Origin of the sequence: Tunturiibacter lichenicola (assembly GCF_051013355.1) — a bacterium.
Classification (GTDB): Bacteria; Acidobacteriota; Terriglobia; order Terriglobales; family Acidobacteriaceae; genus Edaphobacter; species Edaphobacter lichenicola_F.
Window position 1 is genome coordinate 2,196,615 of the sequence record NZ_CP132944.1, and the last position, 20,230, is coordinate 2,216,844.

The window sequence follows — 20,230 nt, forward strand, 5'->3', positions numbered from 1 at the left end:
CAATCGCCATGGCAGAGTCGCCACACAATCCGCCGGAACCAGTCACCATGCCTGATCCGCTGATGACGGAACCTGAACTGGTATCTCCCGACGTCGCGATCATGACGAAGCCGCCCGCCGGCCGCCGAGCCGCCGCCACCTTCATCTTCTTCACCGTGACCCTCGACATGCTCGCCCTCGGCATGATTGCCCCGGTCTTCCCCCGGCTTATCGAAGGCTTCCTCAACGGCGATACCTCCCGCGCAGCCGAGATGTTAGGCCTCTTCGGAACCGTCTTCGCCGCCATGCAATTCTTCTGCTCCCCCATCGTCGGCTCACTCTCCGACCGCTACGGCCGACGCCCCCTCGTCCTTCTCTCCAACTTCGGCCTTGGCCTCGACTACGTCCTGATGGCCTGGGCCCCGACCCTCAACTGGCTCTTCCTCGGACGCATCATCTCAGGCCTAACCTCCTCCAGCATCCCCACGGCGATGGCCTACATGGCCGACGTCACCCCCCGCGAGCGACGCGCGGCAGCCTTCGGCATGTTGAATGCCGCCTTCGGCGCAGGCTTTGTCCTCGGTCCAGCCGTAGGAGGAATCCTCGGCAACATTAATCCACGCCTGCCCTTCTGGGTCGCAGCCTGCCTCTCGCTCATCAACGGCTTTTATGGCTTCTTTGTCTTACCCGAATCCCTGTCGAAAGAAAATCGCAGCCCCTTCTCCTGGGCTCGAGCTAATCCCGTCGGATCCCTCTCGCTGATCCGCCGCGGCAACATGATCGCCATCGCCGCCGTTCTCCTGCTCGGTTACATCGCCCAACAGGTCCTGATGAACGTCTACGTCATCTACGCCGACTATCGCTATCACTGGACCGACCGCACCGTCGGCCTCTCGCTCGCCGTCGTCGGCATCTGCACCATCATCTATGGAGCGTTCTTGGTCAAACCCGTCGTCGCCAAATTAGGCGAACGCGGAGCCATCACCATCGGACTCATCGGCGGAGCCATCGGCTATTCAATGATCGGCTCGTCCAAAACCGGCCTCTTCTTATGGTTCGGCATACCCCTCCTCAACATGATGACCTTCGCCTGGCCTGCCGCCCAAAGCCTCATGTCCCGCAAGGCGAGCCCCTCCGAACAAGGTCAACTCCAGGGCGCCATCAACAGCCTCCGCGGCATCGCCGGCCTCATCGGTCCCGGCATCTTCACGTACATCTTCAGCAGATCCATCGGCGTTGGCCTCCACATTCCTGGTGCGCCCTTTTACACCGCTGCCGCGATGCTCCTCATCTCACTAGCCTTGGCACAACGCGCAGCAGCAAGCCAGCCGCGAGCCGCAGCCTGATGCTTGCGACCTATTTGGGCTTGCCGAGCCAGGAGTACTGCCATGCGGCTGTGACATTCTGATAGTTGCCGCCAAATCGAATGTAGGTGCCGTTGCTGTAGCTGAACTTCAGAGACTGCCGTTTGGAAATTGGAAATGAAACGGTCCCCCCAATGCGGGAGTTCGCCTGCTGGGTGATTGGGTTTTGTACACCGTTAATACTCGTCTTCCCACCGAACCAGTAGTTACCGTCCAGAGAGGCCCACAACCGTGGCTTCGCCTCGTAGCTAAGATGGCCCTCAAACGAACCGATAGGATTTTGCGTTTGTGACCGTGTGCCCGCGTAGTAGATATTGCGCGACCAGAAATCAGTGTTCGTCGTGAAGAACCACACCCCCGCGTACCCATCGAGCTGCAGATTCTTCCAACGTTGAGAGTAGCCAAACTCTGGTTTGAACGACCACCTATTGGTCCCCCAGTTGATTAGCTTGGTCGGATCGTACTGCCCGGTCGGAGCGAGCACCTTCAAACTGACGCCAAGCAGAACCTTCTGTTTCCACTTCATGTAGTCTCTTGGCGACATCGCCGGGCCACCCTTCAAATTGACGGATAGCCGAAAGATAGAGTCCACGAGACCGGAACGGTAGAGGTTCGTTCCAGCACCGGCTACAGTCCCATTAAAGTTTCCGACTGCGTAAGGTAACGAGGCTACGACATTCGCAGACCGACCGAAGAAGCCGAATGAGTGGTAGTAGCTGAAAATCGGTATGCTGTAGGTTCCCTTAGCGTCAGAAACAGGAAGGGCGCCGTTGAAGTTAATGTCGCCATCATAGAAAGAACCGGCCACCGTGACCGCATTGGAGTGCAAAGGAGTAATAACGTAAGCGCGCGGCGTAAGGTCCTGAGCTCCGAGCTCATGCACCGAACAAACCAGAACCACCAACGACGCAAGTTTCAGAACTAGCCGCATCGAATCGCTCTTTGTGACAGTCTCTGTTCTCCTCATCTGAATGCGCTGGCAAGTAGCATAAGCAGCGCTCTCACATCGCCACCTAAGGTTTCGGAGGAGGCGCAGGCTTCGGAATCCGGATCGTCCACGTACCACCGAACACAATCGTGTTTCCCTCAAAGTGGGAGTAGGCGAGGTACTCGTGCTCCGCTTTGAAATAAAGATTTATACCCTTCATCGGGAGAATGTACGTAGCCTGTCCACCGATGGCGTGTACCGAGTAATAGGGAAGTGTGCTGGCAGGGATAGTTAGACCAGTCGATCCGATCGGCACGGTGCCCCCGTTTTGTGTCACCTGCCATTGGTCGTAGCCGATAACGCCAACCTGCAGCAGTTGGCTGAAGTTCTTCTTCAACGGGAGAACCTGCCCGAGACCCCACTCCAAGGTAAAAGCCTGCCCGGGAGTCTTGACGGTGCCATTGGTACCCTGCCTCTCTGAGTGAACCTCCCAGTCCGTGAACACGTTCGCGCTGGTTCCTTTGTTCTTGGTGATGTAGTAGGTGATCCCGTCTAACAGATGATTGCCGAAATAACCGGTCCCAACATTATTCGAAGCGCCGGGGTTGTATCGTCCGGTCGGAACAATCATCCCTTCAGCCAATTGAATATCCGCTCGCTTCAAGTGCCAGCCAAGGCCAATGGGCTCAACAAGGGTATCGGCCATTCCGCCCCCGCCCCCGGTGGCGCTCAAATCGGGGATGCCTGGATTTTGAGTCGGAAGATCCGCATCGAGAGAACCGCTCGCCGGCGTAAGCCCAAGAGCGAAGAAGATGTTTCCACCCAGAATCTTGTTATCGAGCACGCCGTAGAATAGATTTTCAACCGCCCAGACGTCGTAGTCGCCTGTGGCTCGGATAGCGTTGCCGTTTGCGTCATTGAATGTACCGGCACTGTAGTTAATATCGATGTTTACGTAGGTAAACCCGGGAGCCGGTATAATCCCCGCATTCAGACCGGCCTGACCAGGCATCCATTGCGGCTTCTGCTGGCCATGTAAGGGATAAGCACAGCTCAAAAGAACGAACAGAAGAACCGACATTGTGAAACGAATATCCGTAAATCTCAAAAAAGAAGTTCTACGATACAAAGTCATTGTCTGTCCTCTCTCAAACGGCTCGGATTACTGGTCAAAGGAGTAGATACGCTTCCAGTCGTTTTTCATACTGATCACAATCCACGCGTTCTTCGTAGCTTCAAGCAGGAGTTCGTTCGAGAACGTGCCGACATGAGTATCCGGAAGGCCCGACGCGGGGCCATAGGCATACTCGCGTTTCGCATCGTCATGCAGAACGAGCATCATCAGCCGTGCACCATCACCCGCCTGCGTCCACTCCAGCATCTGCGCATCACCTCCGGAGTTGCCGAACGCAGCTTGAGGCCGCTTACCGATAAAAAGATTGATCCCCACCGCCTTTTGCGGGCCATCATCGATGAAGAAACTTTTGGCTCTCGCATCAGCACCGGCTTGCCGCTTTTGTTGTCGTACGTCGTCGCGATACTCGACCCCACAACCTGTTCCGGCGGAACGCCATACACCTTCTCGCTGTAGACGCGCACAAACTCCTGTCCACCACCCGTAACGATGTACGTCCTGAACCCGTTTGCACGCAGATACTGCATCACCTCCAACATCGGCTGATAGACGAGGTCGGTATAAGGTCTGTCGAAGCGAGGAGCCTTGGCCGTAGCAAGCCAGTCTTCCACGATCTTCTGAAAAGCCTCCGTACTCATTCCCGCATGAGTTACAGCAACGATCTGCATCCAGTCTGCCTCGCTGAACTTCGCCATCGCGGCGTTGTCATGAGCAAGTACCGACTTGAACGGCTCCTTCTGTTTCCACTCAGGATGTTGCGGTGCCATCTCACCCACGCGCGCAAGCGCAAACGCGGCTTGAGCGTAGATCGGATGTTCTGTCCAGAGCGTGCCGTCCTGATCGAACGTCGCGATGCGATCCGCGGGCTCAATATACTCCGAGCTGGATTTCTCTGTCGTGTCTTTTACGAAAGCAACAATCGCCTGTTTCGCAGGTCCATCATTCCACGATGGCAGGGGATCGCTTTGAGCTTGCGCTCCTGCCAGTCCAAACACAGCGACCACCAGTAGCAACGTCGTACTCAGGCTTTTGCGCACACGGAGGATGAGACCACTCATATTTCCTACCCTCTTGGTCAAATAACCTGTCACCGTTCGAGCATAGCGACCTTGCGTAACGCCTGCACTTAGCAAAATTGCTAGGGCAACGGGTCCAACAAGAAGAATGCCTGCGATTGATCTGACAACATGAGCCGAAAACAAAAGACAATCCCGCCCACTTACTTAGCCGCCTGCTTCCTTGTCTTCTTCATCGACTGCACAAGCTGCTTCCAATCCACCTCGGTTTGGTCCGCATAAATCTCCGCGAATCTCCCCACTGCATCATCAAATCGCGTCGAAGTCCCCACATACCCCGAGATCATTGCGCTGTCTCCCGCACGAGCATGACCTCGCGCCAACAACTCCCCACACACAGCCGCATACTCCATCAAGCCTGCAGATTTTAAATCCTCCAGCTGAATTGAAGCCTTGTGGTCGTTCAACTGACGCACCAGATACTCCCGTCCGTCCATCGTCGTCCAACCCAGAAACGGATCGGACTGCAACTGCATCGCCTGCTCACCCCGCACTACTCTCTGCCCCTGATGCTGCTTAGCCTTCCGGCCGCGAACCCCGGCAACATACGGTGCATACCCCGACGCGACCTCCTCCTTGATCTGCAAAAATAGCGGATCTTTTCTCCCATTCCCTTCCATGTAAATGCAGTAATCCCGCAGCCCCACCGACCCCGTCCCCACCACCTTGAAAGCCACATCCACCGGTCGGTACTGTTCCAGAAAATGCCTCCGCTGCGGCTGCAAACTCTCCGAATACATCGCCAGCGACCCCACGATCTGCTCCGCCAACGCTCCTTTCACCCTCGTCAGGCTCGGCTGTATTGTCTTGAACACCCGCTCCGGTCTTACAACCACTGCTCCCTTTTGCGCCTTCTTAACGCGCTTCTTCGTGGTCGTCGGAGCAGCGCCTTCCACCTCGGTCAACACCGACAACGTATGCATCGGCGTTGCTCGCTCCGCCATCTGCATAGTCCCTGCCACCGGCAACACGCTCCCCAGCCGATGCACTTTATATCGCGCCACCTCAAGCACCGGCATTCGCGCAAACGAAGCCATCATCATGCGATACCGCGCGAGAAACACCGCTGCGGCGTCCCGGCACTGCAGGTTTTTCGCCCCCGCTGCCCGCCCCGCCAGCACCAGGCTGGTCGCCATCCGCTTCACATCCCATTCGAACGGCGCCACAATCGTCTCATCAAAATCATTGATATCGAACTCCAGCCGCCCGTCCGGTCCTGCAAATGCGCCCAGGTTCCGCACATGCGCATCCCCGCATAGCTGATTGCAAATTCCTGTATTTCCAACGAGAGAAAGGTCATACGCCATCACCGGCACCGCGCCCCGAAAGTACGCAAACGGCGAAGCCGACATCAACTCACTCTTCAACGCGACCAGCGCAGGTACGCGCCCGTTCGTCGACGCATCCAGCAGCTTAAGCGGACTCTCGCGCCGGTCCTTCACGTTCCACGCCTTATGGTGCATCCGTCGCATCTGTTTGCGTCGTTCCTGCCCGAAGGCAAAGCGCTCTTTTGCACTTACCGGATGTGTCATGACGTTCAATCCTCCAACTTCTCTGCAACGAAGAGTCTAGTTCATCGTGACTGGAACAAATTCAAAATAGACGTCCATTCATAGTTACTCCTTTAGACCGGCCATCATCGCCTTGATGTATCCTTGCCCGCATAAGACACACCGATCAACAGGTCCCACGAGGTCCTATGTCCGCCGCGCGAACCAGCGAGTTCTCCAAAATTGAACCGCTTCTTCTACTCTCGGTCACCGTACTCATCCTCTACTTCGCGCGGGATCTCCTTGTCCCACTCACCTTCGCGCTCACGTTGGCATTTCTATTGGCTCCCGCCGTCGCCCGCCTTGAGACCCGACGCGTTCCCCGCGTCCTCGCCGTCGCGCTCGTCGGCATTCTTGCCTTCTCCTGCATCGGCGGAGTAGGCTACGTCGTCGCGCGCCAGCTCCTCAACGTCGCCCGCTCTCTGCCCGACTACCGCCTCAAAATCCAGCAGAAGATGTCCACCGTCCACTCGTCCACCGAGCAGTCCTTCGAAAAAGCAATCGTCGCCTTCGAAGACATCGGCGACGACTTCATCACCAGTGCGTTCACACCAGCAGCCGCCGGAAACAATCAGCAAATGCCTACGCAAATCCAACCCGTTCGCGTCATCGACCCCGACCGAAGCCAGCTCCAGGCCACCGCCGAGCTTCTCATGCGCGTCCTCCGTCCCATAGGAACCATAGGCGTCGTCATCGTCTTTACCATCTACCTCCTGATGAAGCGCGAAGACCTGCGCCACCGCATACTCCTCCTCGCCGGCATGGGCCGCATCAGTCTCATGACCCAGGCCTTGCAAGAGGCAGCCTCGCGCATCAGCCAGTACCTGTTCTTTCAAGCCGCAGTCAACGCCTCTTACGGAATCCTCTTCGGCTCCGGCCTCTATCTCATCGGCGTTCCCGACGCCACACTCTGGGGAGTCCTCGCCGGCATACTCCGCGTCGTCCCTTACGTCGGCACCGCCACCAGCCTCGCGCTCCCACTCATCGTCTCCATCGCCGTCTCTACATCGTGGTTGCCGCCCATCCTTATCCTCGCCCTCTTCCTCGCACTCGAACTCTCCGCCACCAACTTCGTCGAACCCTGGCTCTACAGCTCGCGCACCGGCATCTCCTCCCTCGCGCTCCTCGCCATGGCCATCTTCTGGGCGCTCCTCTGGGGATGGCCCGGCCTCATCCTCTCCACCCCACTCACCGTCTGCATCGTCGTCATCGGCCGCCACGTCCCGCAAATGTCCTTCCTTCACACCCTCCTCGGCACCGACGCCGAACTCTCCACTGAAGCCCACTTCTACGAGCGCCTTCTTGCCATGGACCAGCGCGAAGCCCACGCCATTGCCAATCAGTTCCTCGAGGGCAAGCCCCTCGTCGAACTCTACGACGCGGTCCTCATCCCCGCTCTATCGCTCGTCGAACAAGACCGCCATCAGGGAAACCTCGACGACGTCCGCTGCAACTTTTTCTTTCTCAGCATCGGCGAACTCGTATCCGAACTCACCGATTACAAACAGAAGGTGCCCGCCAACGCCATAGCCACTACGCCGTATCCGTCCCGCTCCGTCAAGTCGGAGGAGTTCGCCATCGTCTGCATCTCAGCCAGCGATCAGGCCGACGAGCTCACCGCTCAAATGCTCGTTCAGCTCATGGAGCGCTCCAACCACCAGACCCTCCTCCTCTCCGCAAACTCGGTCTCCACCGAGATCCTCGACTCGCTCGCCGAAGAGTCCAACACTGTCATCTTCATCTCCGCTCTGCCGCCCTTCGCCTTCTCGCAGGCTCGCGCCATCTGCCAGCGTGTTCGCGCACACCTGCCCAACAACCGCATCGTTATTGGTCTTTGGAACACGACCAACGATCCCGACCAGTCCCCCGAGCAAACACTAGAGCGATTCGGCAGCGGTAAACCCAACGTAGTGGTCAACACTCTCGCTCAGGCTCTACAACAGGTCGCGCAATGGCATCAGCCATACTCCGGCTTCTACTCCGTTAGAAGATGAGAGACCCTCGCGATCGAATCTTTTGATCAAACGTGATAAACCAGCAGACGCCATCAATGTCAGCAGAGGCAGCTGCGTTGTAAAAGAAAAAAGGCCACGCAATCCTCCGCGTGGCCTTTCACTGCTCAAAAATAAAACGAAACTAGTTGATCGAGATCGAAGTCCGCTGCCGCTCTACACCATCCAACGCAACCCAGAGCGCCTTCGCCGCGCGCTCACCAGCAGCAAGCACAGCCTCCTCATCCTCAGGAGCATTCGCAAGCTGCTTATCAATCAGCTCACGCCATACGCTTGCATGCGCGACATCAGCCGTCTGGTGCAGCGTGAAATAACGAGCCGCAGCACCCTCGGTTCCGTAGTGCGCTGCCAGCCCTTCAGCTTTGGTCGTTGCAATCGCCGGCACCTTCGACTCGTACGCATACAGAGCGGCCATCGCAGCCGAGGCCTTCTCCTCCTGCATCAGCTCACGGAACGTCGCCATCAGCGCCGTCATCTCCGGCTGCACCGCATGTCCTTCAACCTCACCACGCGAAGCTCCCATCCCTTCAGCAAAGTCCATCCAAAGATCGCTATGTGGACGACCTGTAGCAACATCCACGCCCTCTTCCTCCGCAAGATTGCGCAGAACCTCGCGCCGCATCTCTCCATCTGGCAGCCGCGAGTGCAGCGCGCTCAAATAAGTCGGAAACGCCGAGACATGGTGCCAATACTCGGTTGCATACTCCCTCAAATCCTCACGCGTCAGCTCACCCTTCGACCATGCCTGATAAAACGGATGCTGCAACAGGTTGAACGGCGCAACGCGCTCCTCGAAACGGCTCCAGAAACCAGCACTCATCGACATAATCAAAGCTCCATAAAAAATAGTTCGCGCGCAAAGGAACGATACACCGCGATGCATCAAGTGTATCCCGCCCAGCCCGTTGGTAGAGTAAGCGACTGATCTCACGAGAAAGTTGCGTAAACTCAGCAACTGGATAAATGCAGCCCCCGAACAGCAAATCTATTACCTGTTCATGACGCGCGACGCAGATGCGAATGGTTTGCCCGGACGAGGACAAAGCCACCAGAAAATTAAGTCCCCAACCGCTCAAGCATCTCCGCCACCGTCAACACCAGCACCGGATGCATCATCTCGGGAGCAATCTCCGCCAACGGCTCCAGCACAAACCTGCGCTCCTGCATCTCGGGATGCGGCAACACAAGTTCCCCGGTCGTCATCGCCACAGAACTTCCATCCCGCTCAACGTAGAGCAACAGATCAAGATCGATCACCCGCGCGCCCTTTGCCACAGCGCCAACTCGGTCCCGCCCCATCGCACGCTCCACCGCGAGCAGCTCCCGCAACAGCGTCAACGGCTCCAGATCGGTCTCCAGCAACAACGCTCCGTTCAGAAATCGCGGCTGCGCCAGAAGGCCCACCGGATCCGTGTCGTAAAACGATGAAACCGCAGTCACCTCGCCCAGCGACCAAATCAGCCGAATTGCCTCCTGCAGATTTGCCTCACGATCCCCAAAGGTAGATTCCAGATTCGATCCGCAAGCAATTGCAGCCAGCGACCTCATGACGCAGCCATCTGGCAGTCGGCAGATTGAGCCATGCGAATCACCACAAACTCACCACGATTAAGCAGCAATTGACCACCGAAAGACCATCAAGAAACACACAAATTACAATGCCGTAGCCGGTTGCAGCCGTCCGACCGCACTCACCGGTTCTGGCACTTCGTCGTAACCGTGGGCCAGCTCCCAGGCCGAGCGATCACGCATAAGTCTTTGCACAAGAGCAGTATGCATCGCATGTCCCGCTCTCTCCGCAACCACCCGCCCCTGAATCCTCCGCCCCGCTAACGCTAAATCCCCAATCAGATCCAAGACTTTGTGCCTGACGAACTCATCCTCAAAGCGAAGTGGTCCATTTTCAACACCTTGCCGGGAGAGAATGATCGCGCTCTCATTCGAAACTCCGCGAATTAGCCCCATATCCCGCAACATCGGCTCATCCTCTTTAAATCCAAAAGTACGAGCCGGCGCAATAAATTTTACGTAGTCCCCAGTCGCCAAATTACCGGTAAACATCTCATAACCAATGGGTTGCGGAAAATCGATGGTGTACTGTATGCGGTATCCCGAATCAGGGTAAACACCAATAAACTTGGTCCCATCCCTTACCTCGACCTCTTTCAAGATCTTTAAGTACTCCCGCCTTCTCCTTTGCTGCTTAAGCCCCACAGAATGAAAAGCTTGCACATAGGGCAAAGCGCTCCCATCCAGAATCGGCACCTCAAGATTGTCGACCTCAACGATCACGTTATCAACGCCAAAGCCGATTAAGGCGGAAAGGAGATGCTCGGTGGTAGAAATCAGCACGCTCTGCCGCATCAGGCTCGTCGCATAGCTGACCTTGGCAACATTACGCCCCACCGCAGCTATCTCGAAGTTGTCTAAGTCTGTGCGTCGAAAGACGATACCGGATCCAGCAGGGGCTGGGATAAGTCGCATGAGCACCGGTGCACCGCTATGTAAGCCAATGCCACTGAACTCTATCTCGGATCGAATTGTCTGCTCAAAGTGAGCTTCCGACACCACGAATCGATTTCTCCTAGAAGAACCGCACATAAGAGTACAGCCCAAAAGAACCTTAGCTATGTGGTAAATCGGCCACACCTTCAGGCTCATACTGACTACTTTTTTCCTCAGGCAATACCGAAACTAATGCCTTTGTCTGCTATAAGATCCGTCCATGGATGTCGCCGCGATTTATAACCAGATCGAAAAACGAAACGTCTCCATTCGAACGACTCTCGAGGAGCTGGTTCGGCAGGAGTCCCCAAGTGAAGACCGGCAAGCGGTTAACGCGGCGATGGCTCTCACGGCAAATTGGTCTGAGGCAATAGGAACCAGAATTAAACGTCACAAACAAACCACGTTCGGCGACATCCTAGAGCTACGTTTTGGTAGCTCTCACAAAGCGCAGAAGCCCGTCCTCCTACTTGGCCATCTCGACACCGTATGGCCCATGGGAACGTTAGCTTCAATGCCTTGGCGCGTTGCTGAGGGACGTTATTGGGGGCCCGGTGTACTCGATATGAAGGCTGGGATTGTCATGGCTCTATCAGCCCTAAGTGCCTTACGTGAGTTGGACTTGGAACGATCCGTCACCCTTTTGCTGAATAGCGATGAGGAGGTTGGGAGCACTGTTTCGCGGGGTATTACGGAGCGTTTGGCCCTTGAATCGGCTGCGGTGCTGGTTTTAGAGCCGGCTCAGGGCTTGGCCTACAAGACGGCCAGAAAGGGCGTAGGCCAATACCATGTTGAAGTTACGGGAGTTGGAGCACATAGCGGAGTGGACTTTGAGCGTGGTCATTCTGCAGTGCTAGAGCTGGCTAAATTGGTTCAAACCATCTCAAACTTCACCAATTTAGAGCGCAAATTGACGGTAAATTGTGGTGTTATCGCTGGTGGAACGCGGTCAAATGTAGTCCCTTCACACGCCTTTACCGAGGTCGATGTGCGAATCGCAAAAGCTGGCGATGCCGTATACGTCGAAAAACTTTTCCGGCGCCTGAAGGTCTCTGATCCGAAGTGCAAGCTTACGATCACCGGAGGGATTAATCGGCCTCCCATGGAGCGCAAAGCTGGGACGATTGCTCTATTTAAAAAAGCGCGTCGGCTTGCAGCTGAACTTGGCTTTTCCCTTGAGGAAGCAGCGACCGGCGGCGGCTCAGACGGCAACTTCACCGCAGCACTGGGTGTGCCGACGCTCGACGGAATGGGTGCGGTTGGCGATGGGGCTCATGCGGCTCACGAATCGGTAGTCATCGAGCATCTTGTGCCTCGGACGGCCTTGCTGGCAGCGATGATTGCCAGCATCGAGTAGGCCCAGATCACGAAACTACCGGATCACGAAACTACGATTCAACAAGAGCGGGTGCGGCGCCAGGCGCGGCTTCGGCCAGCAGAGCGATCGTACGTGCGATAGGCAGCCCGACCACATTGAAGTAGCAACCTTCGATTCGCGGAATCCAACGCGCCGCATAGCCCTGAATCGCGTATGCACCGGCCTTGTCGAGTGGCTCGCCGCTGACGATGTACTGCGCAATCTCCGAATCGGTGACGCAGTTGAAGGTGACCTGTGTGATGTCAAGGTCGCGGAGTACTTTTGTGCTGGTGACGACAGCAATGCCGGTTAACACCGCATGGGTTCGTCCGCTCAACAGCGTTAACATCCTGCGAGCGTCGGCGGTATCGGTAGGCTTGCCCAGTATGTGGCCATCGGCCACAACGCAGGTGTCCGCACCAAGAACTACGAGCGGATCCTCCGGGGTATCTAACGATTCGTGAGCATTCCAGACTGCCTGGGCCTTCTCCTCTGCGAGCCGCTGGACATAGGCAGCAGCGGGTTCGTTCTCAAGAAGATCCTCATTGAGATTGGCAGCGGCAATTTTAAATTTGAGACCGGCCTGTGCAAGTAGTTCGTGGCGGCGAGGCGAAGCGGAAGCTAGGATGAGCATCACTCTCTGAGAGTATCGGCAGCCTCTCCATTCGCCAAGTCCAGCAACAGACGGCCAAGGCTAAGCTGAAATGCCTTCCACCGAGATGTGAGCCTGCATCGTGTGGCTCGCGCCGGGAGCAAGCGTGATGGTATCCTCCGCTGCGTTTACGGTCTCGACGGCGACAAACTCATGCCACTCAGTCGGATCCATATCCGCCAGCTTCTTTGCGCCGGACTCCCACGGATTCCAGACAACCGTGGTGTTTGAGTTCGTCTTCGCTACATGAATACGTCGTTTGCTCACCGTGTCGTGGATGATGCAGGTGGTTGTGGTGTTCAGGTAGACGCGGTCTGTAGGGCCTGTAATCGAAATCGCTCCATCCTGCTTCTTTGCCTGCAGAAGGTCATTTTTGTCTAGGTAGGTCACGCCTTCGAGGCCGGTGACGTTTATTTCGTGGACGTCGGCGACTTTGTAGTAGGTATGGAGTGCCTCTTCAAAGACGAGAGGCGATGCGCCATCATTGGCCACTGTCAGTTGCACGGTCAAGGTTCGACCGATGATGAGCTGATAGGCCACTCGAAAGTGATCGAAACCTAATCCTCGGCTCATCTCGGTTGGACCCAGCGTAAACGTAAGGTGAAGGTCATCCCCGGCGAGTGCGGCGAAGGCGAGTGTCCAGTCCTGAATGCGTCCAAAGCCATGGGATGGCCCGGTTTTGCCATCGTGGCGCGCCGCGAACCAGGGGAAGCAGACAGGGATGCCACCGCGAATCGCTTTGCCGGGCGCGAGTTCCGTTTTGCGGCTCGTAAAGATCACGGGTTGCTGGCCTGCGGGCTGCCACGCTACGAGATGTGCGCCCTGCAAGTAGACGGTAGCGTTCGCTTGCGGAGTCGTAATCTCAGCTTTGATAAGACCAGACGCAGTGGCGTCAAATGCAAGAACGCCAGGAAGACCGAAGTGTTCGTTGAGTTGGGCGAGATCCATTGTGAAGTTAGTTTAGACGAAGCGCGTTGGAAGAATATGTACATGACCTAAACAGTTGGCCGCCCATCAAATCAGATCTGCGAGTAGGTGGTTGGACTCAGTATCAGGTTCGATATGTTACTCACGATCTCTTCGAAGTTGTACCGTGGTGAGCTTTTTAGCTTATTCCACGCTGGGTCTGAGCGGAAGACATCCCATTTCGCGTTGAGGTCGTTCATATCGGCGAAGCTGAGCATGTAGGTGAGGTTCGGCATTCGGGGGCCTATCAACGTGTCTCCATAGAAGACCTGGCCAAAGCCTGCACTCTGAAAGATCTCGAACTCTCCATGGTGAAACATCTCAACCTTGCGGACGTGCGCCTGACTGCTTGGGCTCTCGTAGGTGCGAAGTTGGAAGATTCTCTTGCCGTGAGTTGCAGTCGCGGCTGGAGTGGTCAACTTCGGCCAACCTTCGAATGCGATCAGGAGCGAACTTTCAATCCTTTGAAAGGCTGGGGCGATTGCGGGCGCATTCCAGAATGGCTCGGCGGCTTTCATAAATGCCTCGTCGTGCGCGAGTTGCAGCTCTGCCGTCACCAATGTTTCGAGTTTGGTGGATGGCAGCAGAAGGTACAGCGTCGGAGTCTCAGGGCCAATGTCGAGATGAAAGGCCCCGACAGGCGCAATGCCGAGTCGATTCAGCGCGGGAATCAACGCGTCCGATATGTAACTCTCGGTGATCTTAATCTGCGGTCCGGTCTGCAGATGATATTTCCGGATTTCGTAGTATTCGCGGGAGCGTCCAGAGCTGGTCTGCGCTGTGGCTTGATTCGCCAAAGCAAGAGCGGATGCTGTAAGAGATGCAGTCAAGAATTCACGCCTTTCCATCGGGCCTCCTGGTCGTATGAAACCAAAACGCTGTTCAAACGAACTCCATTGCAGAATACAACGCATGGCTTCCGAATCGGTTTACGCGGCAAATTTTTACTTCACTGCAGAGACGATCTGAGGAGGTGCCTTCATAAGTTCGATAAATAGTTTATTAAACCTCGAGAGATCGAGATCAGTTTGAACATGAACTAGCTGCACATCGAGCGCCGGCTTATTGGCTGCAGTCCACGAAAGCGTATCGCCATAAAACGGCCCTCGCGTTAGGTCGACATCTACGTACAGCTGCTGCTCTTTGGTGATGATCGCTGGATCGAGCCACGCTGCGGCAGCGAGTTCGTCCCAAAGGTAGTAGAACTCGCCTGTGTATTTGGCGAGGTACTGGGCAGCGGGGTTTGGCGAGCCAGCGATGTCTTTCAGCATCTCCTTTGTGAAGGAGGTTTTTATAGAGATGTCGACGGTCGTGAGGTCGATGCGCGGCCAGTGTGCGCGCAGCGTAATATGTGCCGCCTCGGGGTCGAACCAGAAGTTGAACTCGTGGCGCGGGTTGTTGGCGAACTCGGGATCGTCGGTCTTCGGAGCGAGGCTTCCGCCCATAATCACAATGCCCTGCGTGAGTTCTGCGAAGTGGGGATCGATAGAGATTGCTAGTGCGATGTTGGTAAGAGGGCCGGCGGCATAGATCGTAACCTGGTGCGGATGTGCATGCACCTGCCGAATGAGAAAGTGAACCGCATCCTCCGCTGTAGATGGCTTGATGGTGGGCTCGCCCTCCTCAAGTTTGGGCATGACATAGGGACCGTGATACGCCTGACGGCTGGTGTTCGCGCCGAGGTCGCCCCATGCGCCGTACCAGGGAAAAGTGCCATAGAGCTGCTGTTCAAGCTTCGTCTCCTGCTCGGTGCGCACGAGCGGAAAGACCGCGCCTGGAACAACTGGAACATCCGTTCGATGGATGAGTTCAAGCATGCGCAGCGTGTGCTGAACTTCTTCCGGCTCCCATGCGTTTCCACTGACCATGGTGATGCCGAGCACCTCGGCTTGCGGAGACTGTAAGAGCACCATCATCGCCATCTGATTGGAGCCGGCGGGACCGGATCCATCCTGATCGATAAGAACCAGACGCCTGGCCTGGGCGCTTGCGAGCACCGGCAACATGGCGCAGAGCAACAGGGGACAGAAGGAGACAAGTCTTCGGAGCATGATCTGCACAGAGTATCAGCCAATGGCGGAAACGGACCAACGCTGCGAATCTGTCCGCTGTTGCGCTGATCAGCCGTTATGCTTAAACATCATGCGTCTACCTTCGCTTCGCCTGCTGTTCGTCTTTGCAACTTTGTCTTATGGTGTCCGCGCTGCCTCCGCGATCGAAGTTAAAGTCTCTTCCCAGGCGCTTGAACGCACGTTGCGCGCGCAGCTCTTCAATGGCCCCCAGGGACGCTACTACATCAGAGGCGACGCCAACTCCGCCTGTTACGTCTACGCTGAGTCACCGCATGTGACTTTTGTTCAGGATCGGGTCGTAGTCCGCGTTCATGCGAGATCGAAGATCGGCACTGCCGTTCATGGAGTCTGCATCGGGGTCTCACTGACCACCGATACAGACGTCTCACTGGTTCCTGACGCAGAGGAAGAGAGCATGGGCTTTCGAGATGCGCGGATTGAACGGCTTAGTGAGTCGAAAGAGTTGAACTTCATTCTGGCTCCATTTATGAGCCATAAACTTCCTGCGCAGATGAAGGTGAACGCTGCGGTGTTGATGCGGCAACTCCTGAGCCGTTCGACCGAGACTACGGGGTATGCGTTGTCACTTGATTCGCTGAAGCTGCATTCTTTGCTGGTGGAGGGTGGATCGCTGGTGATGGACGCGGACGCGAATCTCAAGGTCGACTGAGATCCGCGGCGATGCGTCATCTAATTCGGCGCAGAAGCGGCATGGAGTTGCAGCTGGCTAGAAAGAGATGCGGGCTCCGAACTGGAATTGGCGTGGGTCGGACGCTGCGGTTGGGGTGCCGGCTGCTGTGTATAAGAGGTTTACATCTAGTGTGTTGTTTTTGTTGATGATGTTGAAGATGTCGACTGTGGCCTGCAGTGCAATGTTGTGCGAAAACATGAAGGCGCGCGCAATACGGAGGTCAGTGAAGACGGTATATGGTTTTGTGCCGACGTTGCGACCCAGATCTCCGGCGTAGTAGTTGCTGGCTGGCCCGGCGTCGGCGGGAGCATCGGCGTAGCAAGGAAGATTGAATGCGCCCGTCGGCGAGTATTTGGATAGAACAGGGGTTGTTCCGCAACTTGTCGCTCCGCTGGTGGGTGCGACAGCATTCGGCCTGTCGGTGAGTGGATCGAAGTCAAAGTTGGTATCGGTTCCTGTAAGGATGTTGAATGGCCGACCTGATGAGACTTCGAAGATCGGCGCCAGTGTGAAATTTGAGAAGACTTTCGGAACAAAGCCCGAGCCACCAAGCTGGCCGGAGTTGTAGACACCAGAGAGAACAAAGCGATGACGCTGATCGAAGGTTGAGTTGCTTCGTTCGGCGTTCGGAGCGAAGTTGCTTTGGGGAGCGTCAGAGTTCGAGACGACGTCAGTTGAATCGTCGATTGCATGCGAGAACGTGTAGCTGACGAGGAACTCGTATTGCGAGGCGAATCGCTTCTTCAAATTAACACTGACACCGTTATAGTTCGAGGTTCCAGTTGTCAGGTTGGGTGTCATGTCGCCGAAAGGAACCGGAACGCCCACGCCGATGCCGTCGGCGTTTGCGATTTGACTGGCAAGTGCAACGCACGGTCCGCCACCGACTGCCGGGTTTGCGAGAAATGGAGCAAGCGACATGTTGAGGCCGGATTTGCGAAAGAAATTAAGTAGTGGGGGAGCGACGTATGGACCTGTTGGGCCGACTCCGCAGGGGTTGACCCCGGTAGCGGTTGCGACGGTCAGCGGGCTCGAAGTCGGGCTGGCAGTTGCCGGCGCAGCAGTTCCTGCTTTCACAGCATTCACAGCGTTACGCCAGTTTGCCGTCAGGAGCTGAGCATTCACCGGATTGACATTGATTGGACGATTCAGGTGGCGGCCGCCGGTTGAGTTATACGCGACGTTAATTGACATATCGCGCCCGAGGTCTTGCTCGATACCGAACGATATCTGCTGCGCGTAAGGAGTTTTGAAGTAGAGGTCTGCGGGCAGACCGGAGGGAAGAATGGCGAGAGGGAAGCCTGCTGCAAGAAAGTTCTGATTGATGAAGAGAGAGTTGGTGTTGTTCGTGTCGAAGCGCTGCTGGCTCGCCAGAAAATTGACTCCTGCGGCACTGGCGCCTAAGCAGTTTGCGTTGCCCAGAGAGCCTTGGAAGGTGTTGGTTGCGTTGAGATTCAATGGACTTGCGGCGGCGGCAGGGCTCGTCGTCGCGCAGGGCAGGCCGCCTGCGAGAATCACCAGCGGAACTGTCGTTGAATTGAATCCGATGGACTGCGCCTCAAGGTTGCCGGGTGCCCGGTCATAAAAGAGGCCGTAGTTGGCACGAAGAACCGTCTTCGAGTCTCCACGAAGGTCGTAAGCAATACCGATACGCGGGGCTACGTTTGAAGCCTGAAGGCGAATACCCTCGCGAATACCATAGAGCTGTTCGGCGGCTTCGGTGTTGGCATTGAGCGCTTGTTTCGTCGGGAAGGCTTCGACGTCATAGCGAACACCTAGATTCAGGGTCATCCTGCTCGTCATATGCCAGCTGTCCTGCAGGAACGCGCCAAGAGCTTTTACCGTGTACTTCTGAGCGGTGTCACCGACTCCCTGTACGAAAGACTGGGGGATGCCGAGACCATATGCCTGGATTGGAGAAAAGCCAGGGAGACCGGCAAGCGCAGGAGATACGTCGGTGGAGTTGAGCGCTGCGAAGGTGTAGTCGCCACCTCCGTAGAGCTGCCCCTGCACGATGTTCACAGGGATGTAGCGCAGATCGACGCCGGTCTTGATGGTGTGTCGTCCGTGGGTGTACGTGAAGTTGTCCTGCAACTGATTCTGGTCCTGAATGCTGTTGACGATGGAGAATGGCGTCTTACCGAAATAAGCGAAGCCGGGAATATTGACCGCTGTGTTGTCCCCTCCGGTTGAGTTGCTATTGGCAAAGAGAACGGGGTGCCGGGCAAACTGGTAGCGAAGCTCGTTCACCTTGTTGTTCCCGAATACCATTGTGTCCTGCGCATTGATCGCCCAGTCGTGAAGGCGCTGCGTCGCAGTTCGTGAAAAGGAGTTCTCGCCGAGATTTTGGTTTGCAGCACTTTCCTGAATGCCGGTGATGAAACTGGGGCTGGCGCTGCCAAGTAAGACGAGCTGTTGATTGTTCGTGAGTTTGTGATCGATACGCAGCGAATAAACCTCGGTCTTCTCCGAGATTGGGAAGTTGCCGATGAGGCTGTTCAGCGGAACGAAGGAGACAGGCGCAGCTTGCCCGGGAATAAACGTCGTCGCGGTCTGCGTCCCAGAGGTTACGAAGTTGCTGACACCGATGCTGGGCTGTAGGAAGGCTGGATTTTTTCCAGTAGTTGCGAGCGATGATCCAGAGCCGACCAGAGCAATGTAGCTCTGAATTCCTGGCGTATTCGCAGGAACCCCTGGATTCTGCAGGAATGCTTGTTGTTCCGGCGTTCCCAGCACTGTGAGTGCACCAGTCGGAGCTCCATAGAAGCGACTGACATCGATACTGGTCAGTCCAAAGTTGTTGGAACCAATATCGGAGAAGCCCGTTTCTTGACGTCGCGTGATCTCGGTTGAGAAGAAATAGAACGTCTTGTCGGGAATCAGAGCACCGCCGATGGTGAAGCCCGCCTGGACCCGTGTGTATGCAGGTTGGTAGACCGTCGAAAATGGATTGGTGGCTTGTATGTACCGATTGCGCAGGAATCCATAGGCGCTCCCGTGCGTGGCGTTGGTACCCGACTTCGTGATGATGTTTACCACGCCGCCCGATGCACGACCGTACTCTGCATCGAAGCCATTCGTGATGATCTGGAACTCCTGGACTGCGTCCTGCGAGACCGTTGTGCGCGTGCCGCCGGAGAGGTAGTCGCTTGCATCCGCACCGTCGATATTGATGGAGTTAGAGCGGGCGCGAACGCCGCCGAAGTTCAGGCCCGAGGTCGGGATGGCGCCAATTGAAGGCGCAGCATCGCGAGCGATCTGTGAGTTGGTGAGGGTGAAGTTGATGTAGTTGCGGCCGTTCGTCGGCAGATTTTCGATGCGTAGTTGATCGACGGTAGTGGATTGAGAGCTGCGCTGCGTCTCGATAATGTCGGCGCCAGAGCTGACAGTGACGATCTGTGTCGTGCCTACCGAAAGGGTAAGTGCCAGCTCACCCTGTTCACCCGTAGTAAGAACTACGTTCTTACTAATGACTGTATTGAAACCAGGAGCCGTGGTCTTGACGGTATATGACCCTGGAGGAAGCAGCAGCAGACGGTAGTTTCCCTGGCCGTCACTGATTGTGGTGCGAGAGAAGCCTTTCGACTCGTCCGAGATGGTAACGGAGGCGTTGGCAATGACAGCGCCGGTCTGGTCATGAACCACGCCGTTGAGCTGGGCCGTAGAGATGTTCTGAGCTTGCAGCGTTGCGGAGAAAAGACCCGCCAGTAAAAGAACGGCGGCTAGAAAGCTGGGGAGGAATAGCCGCGATTTGCGATAGATCATGGGTGGTGCTCCCTGTGCGATCAGCAGAGCCCGACCCTATTGGCGACGGCCCAACTGATAACTTTGTTGACGCGATGTTCTACATGAATGACCATTCAGTAGGCAAGGGGAAACCAACCCGGCAGGGATACTCGGGCGATTCTCCCGGAGAGGCCGTACCAACGCGGCTTGTTTTGTT

At 56.2% G+C, this 20,230-nt stretch carries 17 protein-coding genes; 4 read left to right on the forward strand and 13 right to left on the reverse strand.

From position 1 onward, the window contains the following. Window positions 1–8 precede the first annotated feature (8 nt). Window positions 9–1,325 carry a TCR/Tet family MFS transporter gene (locus RBB82_RS09415; protein WP_433974868.1) on the forward strand — a complete coding sequence of 439 codons (1,317 nt, stop codon included), beginning with the start codon at window positions 9–11 and terminating at the stop codon, window positions 1,323–1,325. Window positions 1,326–1,335: 10 nt separating this feature from the next. On the opposite strand, the gene RBB82_RS09420 is transcribed toward RBB82_RS09415, so the two are convergent. From RBB82_RS09420 to RBB82_RS09440, 5 genes are all read right to left on the reverse strand, one after another. Beyond that, window positions 1,336–2,274, reverse strand: coding sequence for a transporter (locus RBB82_RS09420; protein WP_433974869.1), 939 nt, complete (start codon window positions 2,272–2,274; stop codon window positions 1,336–1,338). An 82-nt stretch (window positions 2,275–2,356) separates the two neighbouring features. Next, the gene (locus RBB82_RS09425; protein WP_433974870.1) at window positions 2,357–3,283 is read right to left on the reverse strand and encodes a SphA family protein; all 927 of its coding nucleotides are present in this window, start codon (window positions 3,281–3,283) and stop codon (window positions 2,357–2,359) included. 150 nt (window positions 3,284–3,433) lie between these two features. Beyond that, entirely contained in the window at window positions 3,434–3,652 is a 219-nt protein-coding gene (locus tag RBB82_RS09430) for a hypothetical protein (RefSeq protein WP_433974871.1), read from the reverse strand. Continuing rightward, window positions 3,613–4,464, reverse strand: coding sequence for an HAD family hydrolase (locus tag RBB82_RS09435; RefSeq protein ID WP_433974872.1), 852 nt, complete (start codon window positions 4,462–4,464; stop codon window positions 3,613–3,615). The genes RBB82_RS09430 and RBB82_RS09435 overlap by 40 nt, the downstream gene beginning before the upstream one ends. 161 nt (window positions 4,465–4,625) lie before the next feature. Beyond that, on the reverse strand, window positions 4,626–6,014 hold the full coding sequence (locus RBB82_RS09440) for a DUF2252 domain-containing protein (RefSeq protein WP_433974874.1): 1,389 nt from the start codon (window positions 6,012–6,014) through the stop codon (window positions 4,626–4,628). Window positions 6,015–6,181: 167 nt separating this feature from the next. On the opposite strand from RBB82_RS09440, the gene RBB82_RS09445 reads away from it, so the two are divergent. Continuing rightward, on the forward strand, window positions 6,182–8,026 hold the full coding sequence (locus tag RBB82_RS09445; RefSeq protein WP_433974875.1) for an AI-2E family transporter: 1,845 nt from the start codon (window positions 6,182–6,184) through the stop codon (window positions 8,024–8,026). A gap of 142 nt (window positions 8,027–8,168) precedes the next feature. Here RBB82_RS09445 and RBB82_RS09450 read toward each other — a convergent pair whose 3' ends face one another. The 3 genes from RBB82_RS09450 to lpxC all read right to left on the reverse strand — a co-directional run bounded on the left by RBB82_RS09450 (window position 8,169) and on the right by lpxC (window position 10,645). Beyond that, window positions 8,169–8,870, reverse strand: coding sequence for a CADD family putative folate metabolism protein (locus RBB82_RS09450; RefSeq protein ID WP_433974876.1), 702 nt, complete (start codon window positions 8,868–8,870; stop codon window positions 8,169–8,171). Between the two features lie 230 nt (window positions 8,871–9,100). Then, window positions 9,101–9,592: a 2-amino-4-hydroxy-6-hydroxymethyldihydropteridine diphosphokinase gene (gene folK, locus RBB82_RS09455; protein WP_433974877.1), complete on the reverse strand. Its 492-nt coding sequence runs from the start codon at window positions 9,590–9,592 to the stop codon at window positions 9,101–9,103. A gap of 105 nt (window positions 9,593–9,697) precedes the next feature. Next, a complete protein-coding gene (gene lpxC, locus RBB82_RS09460; RefSeq protein ID WP_433975357.1) occupies window positions 9,698–10,645 on the reverse strand; it encodes a UDP-3-O-acyl-N-acetylglucosamine deacetylase in 948 nt (315 codons plus the stop codon). Between the two features lie 124 nt (window positions 10,646–10,769). On the opposite strand from lpxC, the gene RBB82_RS09465 reads away from it, so the two are divergent. After that, the gene (locus RBB82_RS09465; RefSeq protein WP_433974878.1) at window positions 10,770–11,906 is read left to right on the forward strand and encodes a M20 family metallopeptidase; all 1,137 of its coding nucleotides are present in this window, start codon (window positions 10,770–10,772) and stop codon (window positions 11,904–11,906) included. A 31-nt stretch (window positions 11,907–11,937) separates the two neighbouring features. Here the strand turns inward: RBB82_RS09465 and RBB82_RS09470 are convergent, their stop codons facing one another. The 4 genes from RBB82_RS09470 to RBB82_RS09485 form a co-directional block, all read right to left on the reverse strand. After that, entirely contained in the window at window positions 11,938–12,540 is a 603-nt protein-coding gene (locus RBB82_RS09470) for a Maf family protein (protein WP_433974879.1), read from the reverse strand. 60 nt (window positions 12,541–12,600) lie between these two features. Beyond that, window positions 12,601–13,506, reverse strand: coding sequence for a D-hexose-6-phosphate mutarotase (locus tag RBB82_RS09475; RefSeq protein WP_433974880.1), 906 nt, complete (start codon window positions 13,504–13,506; stop codon window positions 12,601–12,603). A gap of 71 nt (window positions 13,507–13,577) precedes the next feature. Then, window positions 13,578–14,372, reverse strand: a complete 795-nt coding sequence (locus RBB82_RS09480; protein WP_433974881.1) for an NIPSNAP family protein — start codon at window positions 14,370–14,372, stop codon at window positions 13,578–13,580. 96 nt (window positions 14,373–14,468) lie between these two features. Further along, complete coding sequence (locus RBB82_RS09485; protein WP_433974882.1) at window positions 14,469–15,575, reverse strand: nucleoside hydrolase; 1,107 nt, start codon at window positions 15,573–15,575, stop codon at window positions 14,469–14,471. 91 nt (window positions 15,576–15,666) lie between these two features. On the opposite strand from RBB82_RS09485, the gene RBB82_RS09490 reads away from it, so the two are divergent. Further along, window positions 15,667–16,266 carry a hypothetical protein gene (locus RBB82_RS09490; protein ID WP_433974883.1) on the forward strand — a complete coding sequence of 200 codons (600 nt, stop codon included), beginning with the start codon at window positions 15,667–15,669 and terminating at the stop codon, window positions 16,264–16,266. Window positions 16,267–16,323: 57 nt separating this feature from the next. Here RBB82_RS09490 and RBB82_RS09495 read toward each other — a convergent pair whose 3' ends face one another. Beyond that, window positions 16,324–20,052 carry a TonB-dependent receptor domain-containing protein gene (locus RBB82_RS09495; RefSeq protein ID WP_433974884.1) on the reverse strand — a complete coding sequence of 1,243 codons (3,729 nt, stop codon included), beginning with the start codon at window positions 20,050–20,052 and terminating at the stop codon, window positions 16,324–16,326. Window positions 20,053–20,230: the final 178 nt, after the last annotated feature.

What these genes read in the sequence shown, in the direction of transcription:
- RBB82_RS09415 (WP_433974868.1), top strand. Translation starts at nt 9, where the DNA reads ATGGCAGAGTCGCCACACAATCCGCCGGAACCAGTCACCATGCCTGAT.
- RBB82_RS09420 (WP_433974869.1), bottom strand. Translation starts at nt 2,274, where the DNA reads ATGCGGCTAGTTCTGAAACTTGCGTCGTTGGTGGTTCTGGTTTGTTCG.
- RBB82_RS09425 (WP_433974870.1), bottom strand. Translation starts at nt 3,283, where the DNA reads ATGCCTGGTCAGGCCGGTCTGAATGCGGGGATTATACCGGCTCCCGGG.
- RBB82_RS09430 (WP_433974871.1), bottom strand. Translation starts at nt 3,652, where the DNA reads ATGCTGGAGTGGACGCAGGCGGGTGATGGTGCACGGCTGATGATGCTC.
- RBB82_RS09435 (WP_433974872.1), bottom strand. Translation starts at nt 4,464, where the DNA reads ATGAGTGGTCTCATCCTCCGTGTGCGCAAAAGCCTGAGTACGACGTTG.
- RBB82_RS09440 (WP_433974874.1), bottom strand. Translation starts at nt 6,014, where the DNA reads ATGACACATCCGGTAAGTGCAAAAGAGCGCTTTGCCTTCGGGCAGGAA.
- RBB82_RS09445 (WP_433974875.1), top strand. Translation starts at nt 6,182, where the DNA reads ATGTCCGCCGCGCGAACCAGCGAGTTCTCCAAAATTGAACCGCTTCTT.
- RBB82_RS09450 (WP_433974876.1), bottom strand. Translation starts at nt 8,870, where the DNA reads ATGTCGATGAGTGCTGGTTTCTGGAGCCGTTTCGAGGAGCGCGTTGCG.
- folK (WP_433974877.1), bottom strand. Translation starts at nt 9,592, where the DNA reads ATGAGGTCGCTGGCTGCAATTGCTTGCGGATCGAATCTGGAATCTACC.
- lpxC (WP_433975357.1), bottom strand. Translation starts at nt 10,645, where the DNA reads ATGTGCGGTTCTTCTAGGAGAAATCGATTCGTGGTGTCGGAAGCTCAC.
- RBB82_RS09465 (WP_433974878.1), top strand. Translation starts at nt 10,770, where the DNA reads ATGGATGTCGCCGCGATTTATAACCAGATCGAAAAACGAAACGTCTCC.
- RBB82_RS09470 (WP_433974879.1), bottom strand. Translation starts at nt 12,540, where the DNA reads ATGCTCATCCTAGCTTCCGCTTCGCCTCGCCGCCACGAACTACTTGCA.
- RBB82_RS09475 (WP_433974880.1), bottom strand. Translation starts at nt 13,506, where the DNA reads ATGGATCTCGCCCAACTCAACGAACACTTCGGTCTTCCTGGCGTTCTT.
- RBB82_RS09480 (WP_433974881.1), bottom strand. Translation starts at nt 14,372, where the DNA reads ATGGAAAGGCGTGAATTCTTGACTGCATCTCTTACAGCATCCGCTCTT.
- RBB82_RS09485 (WP_433974882.1), bottom strand. Translation starts at nt 15,575, where the DNA reads ATGCTCCGAAGACTTGTCTCCTTCTGTCCCCTGTTGCTCTGCGCCATG.
- RBB82_RS09490 (WP_433974883.1), top strand. Translation starts at nt 15,667, where the DNA reads ATGCGTCTACCTTCGCTTCGCCTGCTGTTCGTCTTTGCAACTTTGTCT.
- RBB82_RS09495 (WP_433974884.1), bottom strand. Translation starts at nt 20,052, where the DNA reads ATGATCTATCGCAAATCGCGGCTATTCCTCCCCAGCTTTCTAGCCGCC.